Source organism: Streptomyces sp. NPDC053048, assembly GCF_044547045.1.
In the GTDB taxonomy this organism is placed as follows: Bacteria; Actinomycetota; Actinomycetes; order Streptomycetales; family Streptomycetaceae; genus Streptomyces.
The window spans coordinates 128,958-140,972 of the sequence record NZ_JBITZS010000011.1; the positions used below are offsets into that span (position 1 = coordinate 128,958).

9 protein-coding genes are annotated in these 12,015 nt (G+C 71.7%); 7 read left to right on the forward strand and 2 right to left on the reverse strand.

The window, feature by feature from the left end; translation table 11 throughout:
- Window positions 1-106: 106 nt before the first annotated feature.
- A complete protein-coding gene (locus tag ACIG36_RS28255; protein WP_399933671.1) occupies window positions 107-2,026 on the forward strand; it encodes an ABC transporter ATP-binding protein in 1,920 nt (639 codons plus the stop codon).
- Between the two features lie 9 nt (window positions 2,027-2,035).
- Here the strand turns inward: ACIG36_RS28255 and ACIG36_RS28260 are convergent, their stop codons facing one another.
- A complete protein-coding gene (locus tag ACIG36_RS28260; RefSeq protein WP_399933674.1) occupies window positions 2,036-2,836 on the reverse strand; it encodes a VOC family protein in 801 nt (266 codons plus the stop codon).
- Between the two features lie 263 nt (window positions 2,837-3,099).
- Here ACIG36_RS28260 and ACIG36_RS28265 point away from each other — a divergent pair, with 263 nt between their 5' ends.
- The 5 genes from ACIG36_RS28265 to ACIG36_RS28285 all read left to right on the forward strand — a co-directional run bounded on the left by ACIG36_RS28265 (window position 3,100) and on the right by ACIG36_RS28285 (window position 8,541).
- Window positions 3,100-3,525, forward strand: coding sequence for a CBS domain-containing protein (locus tag ACIG36_RS28265; RefSeq protein WP_399933677.1), 426 nt, complete (start codon window positions 3,100-3,102; stop codon window positions 3,523-3,525).
- A gap of 33 nt (window positions 3,526-3,558) precedes the next feature.
- Entirely contained in the window at window positions 3,559-3,981 is a 423-nt protein-coding gene (locus ACIG36_RS28270; RefSeq protein ID WP_399933679.1) for a CBS domain-containing protein, read from the forward strand.
- Between the two features lie 181 nt (window positions 3,982-4,162).
- Window positions 4,163-4,999 (forward strand): carbohydrate ABC transporter permease, encoded by an 837-nt coding sequence (locus ACIG36_RS28275; protein WP_399933682.1) that lies wholly within the window; start codon window positions 4,163-4,165, stop codon window positions 4,997-4,999.
- 183 nt (window positions 5,000-5,182) lie between these two features.
- The gene (locus ACIG36_RS28280) at window positions 5,183-5,968 is read left to right on the forward strand and encodes an ABC transporter ATP-binding protein (protein WP_399933685.1); all 786 of its coding nucleotides are present in this window, start codon (window positions 5,183-5,185) and stop codon (window positions 5,966-5,968) included.
- Between the two features lie 41 nt (window positions 5,969-6,009).
- The gene (locus ACIG36_RS28285; RefSeq protein ID WP_399933688.1) at window positions 6,010-8,541 is read left to right on the forward strand and encodes an ABC transporter permease; all 2,532 of its coding nucleotides are present in this window, start codon (window positions 6,010-6,012) and stop codon (window positions 8,539-8,541) included.
- Window positions 8,542-8,622: 81 nt separating this feature from the next.
- On the opposite strand, the gene ACIG36_RS28290 is transcribed toward ACIG36_RS28285, so the two are convergent.
- Window positions 8,623-9,648, reverse strand: coding sequence for an ATP-dependent 6-phosphofructokinase (locus tag ACIG36_RS28290; RefSeq protein WP_399933691.1), 1,026 nt, complete (start codon window positions 9,646-9,648; stop codon window positions 8,623-8,625).
- 210 nt (window positions 9,649-9,858) lie between these two features.
- Here ACIG36_RS28290 and pta point away from each other — a divergent pair, with 210 nt between their 5' ends.
- Window positions 9,859-11,955 (forward strand): phosphate acetyltransferase, encoded by a 2,097-nt coding sequence (gene pta / locus ACIG36_RS28295; protein ID WP_399933694.1) that lies wholly within the window; start codon window positions 9,859-9,861, stop codon window positions 11,953-11,955.
- Window positions 11,956-12,015: the final 60 nt, after the last annotated feature.

Genomic DNA, 12,015 nt, shown 5'->3' on the forward strand with positions numbered 1-12,015 from the left:
CGCTGCGGCGGGAATTCCTTGACCTCAACATTGGTTGAGGTCATACGTTCGTGGTCTCGTCTCGTCACCCCTGGTCACGCACAGCCACCTCGCAAGGAGACCCGCGATGGACATGGAAGTAACCGCCTGGCACTCCTTGCACAGCACGATCAACGCCCAGCGGGCGCGGCGGGACGGGGGGCGGCCGAGGCCGTTCTCGCGGGCCACGTTGCGCCGCGTCGGGGCGTTCGCGCGGCCGCATCGGCGGCGGCTCGTGTTGTTTCTGCTGCTCAGTACCGTGACCGCCGCGCTGGCCGTCGCCACGCCGCTGCTCGCCGGGCGGGTGGTCGACGCGATCGTCGGCAACGAGGCCGCCGGTACCGTTCTGACGATCTCCGGGCTGATCGCCCTCATCGCGCTCGCCGAGGCCGGCCTCGGGCTGCTGACGCGGTGGCTGTCGGCGAACATCGGCGAGGGGCTGATCCTCGACCTGCGCACCGCCGTGTACGACCACGTGCAGCGGATGCCCGTCGCGTTCTTCACCCGCACCCGTACCGGCGCCCTCGTCAGCCGGCTGAACAACGATGTGATCGGCGCCCAGCGCGCGTTCAGCGACACCCTCTCCGGTGTCGTCGGCAACCTCGTGACGCTGCTGCTGACGCTCACGGTGATGCTCACCCTCTCCTGGCAGATCACCCTCATCGCCCTCGTCCTGCTGCCGGTGTTCGTGCTGCCCGCGCGCCGGGTCGGCAGGAGACTCGCGGAGCTGCGGCGCGAAGGGGCCGATCACAACGCCGCGATGAGCACGCAGATGACCGAGCGGTTCTCCGCCCCGGGCGCCACGCTCGTCAAGCTCTTCGGGCGGCCGGAGCAGGAGTCCGCCGAATTCGCCGCGCGGGCACGGCGGGTGCGGGACATCGGGGTCCGCTCCGCCATGGTCCAGACGTACTTCGTGACGGCCCTGACCCTGGTCTCCGCCCTCGCGCTGTCCGTGGTCTACGGACTCGGCGGTTTCCTCGCCCTGCGCGGGCAGCTCGACGCGGGGTCCATCGTCTCCCTCGCCCTTCTGCTCACCCGCCTCTACGCCCCGCTCACCGCGCTGTCCGGTGCGCACGTGGAGGTGATGAGCGCCCTCGTCAGCTTCGAGCGGGTCTTCGAGGTGCTGGACCTCAAGCCGCTGATCGTGGAGAAGCCGGACGCCCGTGCCGTGCCGGACGGCCCGGTGCCGGTGGAGTTCGACTCCGTACGCTTCGGCTACCCGTCAGCCGACAAGGTCTCGCTCGCCTCCCTCGAGGAGGTCGCCACCCTCGACACCCGGGGCGGGACCGAGGTCCTGCGCGGGGTGTCGTTCCGGGCCGAGCCCGGACAGATGGTCGCGCTCGTCGGGTCGTCGGGCGCGGGCAAGTCGACCGTGGCGCAGCTGCTGGCCCGCCTGTACGACACCGACTCGGGCGCCGTGCGCCTGGCCGGCGTGGACGTCCGCGAGCTGACCGCCGCCTCGCTGCGCGAGACCCTGGGCATGGTCACCCAGGACGGGCACCTCTTCCACGCCTCCATCCGCGAGAACCTGCTGTTCGCCAGGCCGGAGGCGGACGAACAGGAGCTGTGGGACGTGCTGCGCCGGGCCCGGCTGGACGGGCTGATCGCCTCCCTCCCCGACGGACTGGACACCGTCGTCGGCGAGCGCGGCTACCGGCTGTCCGGCGGCGAGCGCCAGCGGCTGACGATCGCCCGGCTGCTGCTGGCCCGCCCTCGGGTGGTCGTCCTGGACGAGGCCACCGCCGCCCTGGACAACACCTCGGAGGCGGCGGTCCAGGAGGCACTGGCCGAGGCGCTGGTGGGGCGTACCGCCGTGGTGATCGCGCACCGGCTCTCGACCGTACGGGCCGCCGATCTGATCCTCGTCGTGGAGGACGGGCGGATCGTGGAGCGCGGAACGCACGAGTCGCTGCTCGCCGAGGGCGGGCGGTACGAGGAGCTGTACCGGACCCAGTTCGTCACTCCCGGCCCCGCCGGGGAGGCCGCCCCAGCGGGGGTGAAAGGCTGAGGGGCGCGCTCACACCACCGTCGGCGGCGTCACCGGCGTGCTCGGCCTGATCACCGCGAACGTCGCCCCGAAGGGGTCCGCCAGCCAGGCCATGCGGCCCACGTCCGGGACGTCCGACGCGGGTACGCGCACCGAGCCGCCGCCGCCCTGGGTGCCGCGCACGACCGCGTCGACGTCCGTGACGGAGAAGTAGGGGATCCACCGCGGCGTCTCCGTCTCCTCCAGCAGCGGCACCACCCCGCCGAAGGACGCCTCGTTCTGGTCCTCGCCGTCCGCGGTGGCCAGGACCGTGTACGTCATGCCGGGGACCTTGAGGTCCGCGGAGCGCCAGCCGAAGATCCCCCGGTAGAAGGCCTTGGCGGCCGCCGGGTCACCCACATGGAGCTCGGCCCAGCACAGGGAGCCCTCCTCGGAGGCCTTCTCCAGGCCACTGACCGTGGCCGGCTGCCACAGGGCGAAGTCGGCGCCGCCGGGGTCCGTGAGGCAGGCCATCCGCCCGGCGTCCATCACGTCGAAGGGGGCGACCCGGACGATGCCGCCGCCCTGCTCGACGGCCTTGACCGTGGCGTCCGCGTCGGGCGTCTGGAAGTACACCGTCCAGGCCGAGCTCGCGCCTTCCTCGGTGAGCGGGCCGAGGGCCGCGACGGTCTTCCCGTCCTTCTTGAAGAAGCCGTAGCCACCGGCCTCGGGCCCCGCCTCCCGGAAGTCCCAGCCGAAGAGGGAGCCGTAGAAGGCGGCGGCCCCCTCGGGGTCGGGGCTGCCGAGGTCGAGCCAGTTGGGAGCGCCGGTGACGAAGTCGGTAGTGAGCATGGTGGTGTGCTCCTTCAACTAATCCGCCGGGTTTCTCCGGCCGGATTCAGTCTGGCACCGGCCACTGACACTCGCCCGGCACGGACGCTCGTAGCGCGCTCGTACGCCCCCGCCCCGCCGCGTCCCCCGGCTCCGGCCCCCGCCGCTCCCGTCGGGCGACCCACCCGAACGGAGTATGCCTCCGATAGCCCGGGGCGGCCCGGAGGGAGACGATGAAGGCGTGCCAACAGCACCATGACCACGCACGCACTCAGGAGGCGGACATGACCGTTGCCAAGGAGATCATGCACCCCGGGGCCCACTGGATCACCAAGTCGGACACCCTCGACGAGGCGGCCCGGCTGATGAAGGAACTCGATGTGGGCGCCCTTCCGGTGGGCGACGTGGACAACAACGAGCGGCTGTGCGGCATCATCACCGACCGCGACATCGTCGTGAAGTGCATAGCCGAGGGCCGTTCGCCGGCGGAGTGCACGGCCGCCGACCTGTGCGAGGGCACACCCCGGTGGATCGACGCCAACGCCGATGTCACGGAGGTCCTGCACGAAATGGAGAACCACCGCATCAAGCGGCTGCCGGTGGTCGAGAACAAGCGGCTCGTCGGCATGATCAGCGAAGCGGACCTGGCCCAGCACCTCACGGACGACCAGATAGCCGAGTTCGCGGAAATGGTCTACGCACGCCCCTGACCGGCACCGCCGGACCAGCACAGGAGGCACGAGATGACCAAGGCGAAGGACATCATGCACCCGGGCGCCCAGTGGATCACGCGTGACGAGACGCTGACCCGGGCCGCCCAGGTGATGGAGATGCTCAATGTGGGCGCCCTGCCGGTCAGTAACGAGAACGGCCGGCTGTGCGGCATCGTCACCGACCGTGACATCGTCGTGAAGTGCCTGGCCAAGGGGATGGACCCGGCCAAGTGCACGGCGGGCGACCTGTGCGAGGGCACCCCGCGCTGGATCGACGCCAACGCGGACGTCGAGGACGTCCTGCACGAGATGGAGAGCCACCGGATCCGCCGGCTGCCGGTGATCGAGAACAAACGGCTCGTCGGCATGATCAGCGAGGCCGACCTGGCCCGCCACCTCCCCGACGCCCAGGTGGCCGAGTTCGCGGGCCACATCTACTCACCGGCCAAGTAGGTACTCGCCGGCCAAGTAGGCTCACCGGCCGAATGGGCCCCGGCCACGCACCCCGGCGGGCCCGCCTCTGGGCGGCCGGCCGGCGAACAGGAGGAGGTCACCGGGCACAGGCTGTGTACCGCCCTTTCGTGTGCGCGCTACGCTCCCCTCGGCTGTTCGCGCCGTCGCGCACGGAGGTGCCATGCGCCCGCTCCTCGCCCGCCGCACCCGTCACCGCCTGGCCGCCGACGCCGCGCTGCTCGCCGTGGCGGCCGCGTTCGCCGTCCCGCTCGTCTGGCTCGTCCTGGCCTCCGTCGACTCCGAGGCGGGGCTGACCGTCCGCCGGCCCACCGACGCCACGGCCGGCAACTTCTCGTCCGTACTGACCGACGAGATCACCTTCACCCCGATGCTCAACAGCCTCCTGCTCTGCGGCGGCGCGACGCTGCTGACGATCACCTGCGCCGCGCTCGCCGCGTACCCGCTCTCGCGCTACCGCTCGCGCCTGACCAGGCCGTATCTGCTCGGGGTGCTGTTCACCACCTGCCTGCCGATCACCGCGATCATGGTGCCGGTGTACGGGCTGTTCGTACGGATCGACCTGATCGACACCGTCCACGGCACCGCGCTCTTCCTCGCCACCGCGCAACTGCCGTTCGCCATCTGGCTGATGAAGAACTTCATGGACGGCGTCCCGGTCATCCTGGAGGAGGCCGCCTGGACGGACGGCGCCGGGCGGCTGCAGACGCTGGTCAGGGTGATCCTGCCGCTGATGGGTCCGGGCCTGGCGGTCGTGACGATCTACTGCTTCATCATGATGTGGGGCAACTTCTTCGTCCCGTTCATGCTGCTGCTCACCCCGGACCAACTGCCCGCGTCCGTCAGCATCTTCACGTTCTTCGGCAACTACGGCCAGGTGGCCTACGGCCAGTTGGCGGCCTTCTCGATCCTCTACTCCACCCCCGTGATCCTGCTCTACGCCCTCATCGCCCGCCGCCTGGGCGGCGGCTTCACGCTCGGGGGCGCGGTGAAGGGGTGAGGGCGGAAGCCGGAGGCTGTGGACCCCCAGGATGACGGGGTCCGTCTCAAGGACTACGGGCACCTACCTCCTCCGTCCCAAAGTCCGACGCGGTATTCCGGCCGCTGGGCTGACGCCCGGCGGGTACGCGGCGCGAAGAATTGGAACGGTTGATTCCCCCCCCATCCCCTCCGGAGGAGACCCGTGTCCTACCCGGCCGCCCCCGCCGTCCCCCACGTCCCGCGCGCCCGCGCCGTCGCCGCCCGTGCCACCGGGCTGAGCAAGGTCTACGGGCAGGGGGAGACCCGCGTGGCCGCGCTGGACTCGGTCTCCGTGGAGTTCCGGCGCTCCGAGTTCACCGCGATCATGGGCCCGTCGGGCTCCGGCAAGTCGACGCTGATGCACTGCATGGCCGGCCTCGACTCGATCTCCTCCGGCTCCACCCGCATCGGCGAGACCGAGCTGGGCTCGCTGGGCGACCGGCAGCTGACCCGGCTGCGCCGGGACAAGGTGGGCTTCGTCTTCCAGGCCTTCAACCTGCTGCCGACCCTGACGGCGCTGGAGAACATCACCCTGCCGATGGACATCGCGGGCCGCAGGCCGGACCCGGAGTGGCTGCGGCAGATCGTGGCCACCCTCGGCCTGTCCGGGCGCCTGGCGCACCGGCCGAGCCAGCTCTCGGGCGGCCAGCAGCAGCGCGTGGCCGTGGCCCGCGCGCTCACCGCCAAGCCCGAGATCATCTTCGCGGACGAGCCGACCGGCAACCTCGACTCCCGCTCGGGCGCCGAACTGCTGGGCTTCCTCCACGAATCGGTACGGGCGCTGGAGCAGACGATCGTCATGGTCACCCACGACCCCGTCGCCGCCTCCTACGCCGACCGCGTCCTCTTCCTCGCCGATGGCCGCATCGTCGACGAGATGCGCGAGCCGACCGCCGACGCCGTCCTCGACCGGATGAAGGCTTTCGACGCCAAGGGCCGCACGAGCTGATCACCGCCGGATCCGACGACCTCCAGGACAGACCCCGAACCATGTTCCGTACCGCCCTGCGCAATCTCCTCGCGCACAAGACCCGGCTGATGATGACCGCCCTCGCGGTCCTCCTCGGCACCGCCTTCGTCTCCGGCACCCTGATCTTCAGCGACTCCGTCGGCAGCGCCTTCCGCAACAAGATGGCCAAGAGCCTCGACGACGTGGCCGTCTCCGTGACCGCCGGCCCGCCCAGCACCGCCGCCAAGGACGGCCGGCCGCTGGACTCCCGCGTCGTCGACACCGTCCGCGCCCTGCCGGGTGTGGCCTCCGTGCGCCCGTCCGTCGACGGCGTCGCCATGGTGGCGGACCGGAAGAACGAGCCCGCCGGCAGCGAGTGGGGCAGCGCCGGCGCCAACTACGTGCCCGGCAAGGACGGCAAGGACAGCCGCTACCCCCTCGTCGAGGGCCGCGGCCCCACCTCCGCGGGCGAGATAGCCCTGGACGCCAAGACCGCCGGGAAGACGGGCGCCAAGGTCGGCGGCACCGTACGGCTGGCCGTCGACGGACCCGTCATGACCAAGAAGCTGGTCGGCATCGTCGCGACCGACGACCCGCGCGTGAGCGCGGGCGGCAGCCTCGCGCTGTTCGACACCGCGACCGCGCAGAAGCTCTTCGGCAAGCCCGGCGAGTTCAGCGAGCTCGTCGTCTCCGCGACCCCCGGCACCGACCAGGAGAAGCTGACCGCCGAGATCCGCAAGACGCTGCCGGAGAACTTCTGGGCGCAGAGCGGCAAGAAGCTGGCCGCCGACGAGTCCAAGGCCATCGACGAGCAGACGAGCTCGATCCGCAAGACCTTCCTGGCGTTCGCCGGTATCGCGCTCTTCGTCGGCGTCTTCATCATCGCCAACACCTTCACCATGATCGTCGCCCAGCGCAGCCGGGAGATCGCCCTGCTCCGCGCCGTGGGCGCCTCGCGCCGCCAGGTCGTGCGCTCGGTGCTCATCGAGGCCGGGCTGCTGGGCCTGGTGGCTTCCGCCGCCGGCATCGTCCTGGGCCTCGGCGTCGCCGCCGGCCTGCGCTCGGTGCTGAACTCGGTCGGCGCCGGCCTGCCCGACGGCCCGCTGGTCGTCGAGCCGACCGCCGTGCTCTCCGCCCTCGCGGTCGGCGTCGTGGTCACCGTGCTCGCCGCCTGGCTGCCCTCCCGCAAGGCCGCCAGGATCGCCCCCGTCGAGGCGCTGGCCACCGTGGAGCAGCCGCCGGCCCCCCGCGGCCTGGTGGCCCGCAACGGCATCGGCGCCGTCCTCACCGGCGCGGGCGTCGCGGTCATGCTGTACGTCACGACGCTCAAGGACAGCAGCGGCCTCCAGCCGGCGATGGCCGGCGCGGCCCTGACCATGGCGGGCGTCATCGTGCTGGCCCCGCTGCTTTCCCGCCCGTTCGTGCGCCTGTTCGCGAAGGCCACCGCCCGGCCGACCGGCGTCACCGGCAAGCTCGCCCGGGAGAACGCGCTGCGCAACCCGCGCCGCACCGCCGCCACCGCCTCGGCCCTGATGATCGGCCTCTCCCTGATCACGGGCCTGACCGTGGTCGCGGTCTCCGCCGACGCGGGGGTGGCCAAGATGGGGCAGCAGGACATGACGGCCGACTACAAGGTCAGCTCGGCGCACTTCGGCGGCCTGTCCACGGACATCGCCAGGACCCTCGCCAAGGAGCCCGGCGTCGTGGCCTCCGTCCCGCTGCGCTCGGTCGGCTTCCAGTCGGACGATGTGCCGGCGCTGGTCAACGCCACCGACATGGCCACGATCGGCAAGGTGGCCGACGTGCGCTTCGTCAGCGGCTCGCCCGCCGACGTGCGCGACGGCACGGTCGCGGTCTCCGACGAGTACGCCAAGGAGCGCGGCCTGACGGTCGGATCCACGCTGCGGATGTCCTTCTACGACGGCAAGAAGGCCGCCCCGAAGGTCGCCGCGGTCTACAAGAAGAACGACGTCTACTCCGCAGTCCTGGCCACCCCCTCCCTGGTGGACCCGCACCTGGACAAGGTGCGCGACGACGAGGTCCTGGTGAAGGCCGCCCCCGGCAAGGCGGGCGAGCTCCGCGAGAAGATCAAGGAGACCCTCGGCGGCAACCCGGCGGTCAAGGTCCAGAGCCAGGAGGACCTGCGCCGCGCCGAGGCCGGCAACATCGACGACGTCCTCTACCTGATGTACGGGCTGCTGGGCATGGCCGTCGTCATCGCCGTCGTCGGCGTCGTCAACACCCTGGCCATGTCGGTCTTCGAGCGGACCCGGGAGATCGGGATGCTGCGCGCGATCGGCCTGGAGCGCCGCGAGGTCAAGCGGATGGTGCGGCTGGAGTCCGTGGCGATCGCGATGTTCGGCGCGGTCATGGGCATCGGGGTCGGCGTCTTCCTCGCCTGGTCCGGCGGCCACCTCGTCCGGTCCTCCTTCCCGCAGTACGAGATGGTCGTGCCGTGGGGGCGGATCGCCCTCTTCCTGCTGCTGGCCCTCGCGGTCGGCGTCCTGGCGGCGGTCTGGCCGGCCCGCCGGGCGGCCCGGCTGAACATGCTGGAGTCGATCGGGGCGCAGTAGGCGCGCGTACGGAGAACGGCGGTGGGCCGCCTCCCTTCGGGGAGGCGGCCCACCGCCGTTCGTACGGGTGCCGGGTGCGGACTAGAAGACGGACTCCGCCTCGTCCATCCGGTTCTCCGGGACGCGCTTGAGCTCGGTGACGGCGTCGGCCAGCGGCACCATGCGGATGTCGGTGCCCTTGAGCGCCGTCATCATGCCGAACTCGCCGCGGTGGGCGGCCTCGACCGCGTGCCAGCCGAAGCGGGTGGCGAGGACGCGGTCGTAGGCGGTGGGCGTGCCGCCGCGCTGGACGTGGCCGAGGATGACCGGGCGGGCCTCCTTGCCCAGGCGGCGCTCGAGCTCGGTGGCCAGCTTGGTGCCGATGCCGGCGAAGCGCTCGTGGCCGAACTGGTCTATGGCGCCCTTGGCGTAGTCCATGGTGCCCTCGGCCGGGTGCGCGCCCTCGGCGACGCAGATGACGGCGAACTTCTTGCCCCGGGCGAAGCGCTCCTCGACCATCGAGACGAGGTCGGCCGGGTCGAAGGCGCGCTCGGGCAGGCAGATGCCGTGGGCGCCGCCGGCCATGCCGGACTCCAGCGCGATCCAGCCGGCGTGGCGGCCCATGACCTCGACGACCATGACGCGCTGGTGGGACTCGGCGGTGGTCTTCAGGCGGTCGATGGCCTCCGTCGCGACGCCGACGGCGGTGTCGAAGCCGAAGGTGCGGTCCGTGGAGGAGATGTCGTTGTCGATCGTCTTCGGAACGCCGACGACGGGCAGGCCGGCGTCGGAGAGCATCTTGGACGCGGTGAGCGTGCCCTCGCCGCCGATCGGGATCAGCACGTCGATGCCGAGGTCGCGGGCGAGCTCCTTGGAGCTCTCGCAGGCCTCGCGCAGTCGCGCGCGCTCCAGTCGGGAGGAGCCGAGGATGGTGCCGCCGCGGGCCAGGATGCCGCTGACGGCCTCGAGGTCGAGCTTGCGGTGGCGGCCCTCGAGCAGTCCGGCGAAGCCGTCCTCGAAGCCGATGACCTCGTCGCCGTGGCCGACCATCGCCCGGTGCACCACCGACCGGATGACAGCGTTCAGGCCAGGGCAGTCGCCGCCCGCGGTGAGGACTCCGATGCGCATCGTGCTGTGTCTCCTGCTCGCTACTGGTACCTGTGAGCCGAACCGATTGTTTCACGGGCCGAGCCGTAGTGCCGCACCCCGCCGAAGGCGGCGGGGTCACGCGACCTTCACCATCCTGACGCGCGCCTTAGCCACGGGCGCAGGTATTGTCAAGAGGTAAAGCCCACCCTAACGGGTTTATTTTCGGCCGAGGACAGAGGAGAGCAACGCGTGACGCGCAGCGTGTACGTGACCGGGACCGACCGGGGCGACGGGCGCCAGGTCATCGAGCTGGGGGTCATGGAGCTCCTGACCCGGCATGTGGAGAAGGTGGGCGTCTTCCGCCCCCTCTTCCACGGTGACGGCCCCGACCGCCTCTTCGACCTGCTGCGGTCCCGCTACCGCCTGTCCCAGACCGCGGAGAGCGTCGTCGGCCTGACGTACAACGAGGCCGCCGCCCTGCAGGCCGAGCGCGGCACCGACGAGCTCGTCTCCCGCCTGGTCGAGCGCTTCCACGCGGTCGCCCGCCAGTACGAGTACGTCCTGGTCCTCGGCACCGACTTCGCGGGCACCACCCTCCCCGACGAGCTGGCCCTCAACGCCCGCCTGGCGAACGAGTTCGCCGCCTCGGTGATCACCGTGGTCGGCGGGCAGGAGCAGTCGGCCGAGTCCGTCGACGCCGAGGCCCGCAACGCCTACCGCGCCTACGAGACGCTGGGCTGCGACGTCGTCGCCCTCGTCGTCAACCGGGTGGCCCCGGCCGACCGCGAGACGATCGCCGAGCGGCTGTCCACCACGCTGCCGGTGCCCTGCTACGCGCTGCCGGAGGACGGCTCGCTGTCCGCGCCGACCGTGCGCCAGATCGTGCAGAAGCTGGGCGCCGAGGTGCTGCTCGGCGACGACGCCGGGCTCTCCCGCGACGCCAAGGACTTCGTCTTCGGCGGCGCCATGCTGCCCGTCTTCCTGCCCGCCCTGACCGAGGGCTGCCTGGTGGTCACCCCCGGGGACCGCGTGGACCTCATCGTCGGCGCGCTCGCCGCGCACAGCGCGGGCGCCCCGCCCATCGCCGGCGTGCTGCTGACCCTGGACGAGCGGCCCGGCCCGGACATCCTGGCGCTCGCGGGCCGGCTGGCCCCGGGCACGCCCGTCGTCTCCGTCCCCGGCGGCTCCTTCCCCACCGCGGCCGAACTGTTCGCGATCGAGGGCAAGCTGGAGACGTCCTCCCCGCGCAAGGCCGAGACCGCGCTGGGCCTCTTCGAGCGCCACGTGGACACCGCCCAGCTCACCGACCGCATCGCGGTGGCCCGCTCCGGGCGCGTCACGCCGATGATGTTCGAGCACGAGCTCATCGAGCGCTCCCGCTCCGCCCGCCGCCGCGTCGTCCTGCCCGAGGGCACCGAGGAGCGCGTGCTGCGCGCGGCCGACGTGCTGCTGCGCCGCGACGTGTGCGACCTGATCCTGCTGGGCGAGGAGGAGGCCATCCGCAAGCGGGCCGCCGAGCTGAGCATCGACCTCGCCGAGGCCCAGCTCATCGACCCGCAGACCTCGCCGCTGCGCGAGCGCTTCGCCGAGCTGTACGCCAAGGCGCGCGCCCACAAGGGCATGACGGTCGAGCTGGCCCACGACGTCGTCGCCGACGTGTCCTACTTCGGCACGCTGATGGTCCAGGAGGGCCTGGCCGACGGCATGGTCTCCGGCGCGGTGCACTCCACCGCCGCCACCATCCGCCCCGCCTTCGAGATCATCAAGACCGCGCCGGGCGCCCAGATCGTCTCCTCGGTCTTCTTCATGTGCCTGGCCGACCGGGTCCTGGTCTACGGCGACTGCGCCGTCAACCCCGACCCCAACGCCGAGCAGCTCGCGGACATCGCCATCCAGTCCGCCGCGACCGCCACCCAGTTCGGCGTGGAGCCGCGGATCGCGATGCTGTCGTACTCCACCGGCACCTCCGGCTCCGGCGCGGACGTCGACAAGGTCCGCAAGGCCACCGAGCTCGTCCGCGAGCGCCGCCCCGACCTGCTGGTCGAGGGCCCGATCCAGTACGACGCCGCCGTGGACGCGGCCGTGGCGAAGACCAAGCTGCCCGGCTCCGAGGTCGCCGGCAAGGCCACGGTCCTGGTATTCCCGGACCTCAATACGGGCAACAACACCTACAAGGCCGTGCAGCGCTCGGCCGGTGCCGTCGCCGTCGGCCCGGTCCTGCAGGGCCTGCGCAAGCCCGTCAACGACCTCTCGCGCGGCGCGCTGGTCCAGGACATCGTCAACACCGTCGCCATCACCGCCATCCAGGCCCAGGGCGAGCAGCGCAGCGAGCGCACCGAACCCTGACGCGGCCACGGGCCGGGGCGCCGCGCCCCGGCCCGCCGGTCGTCCTCCCCCGCACTTCCC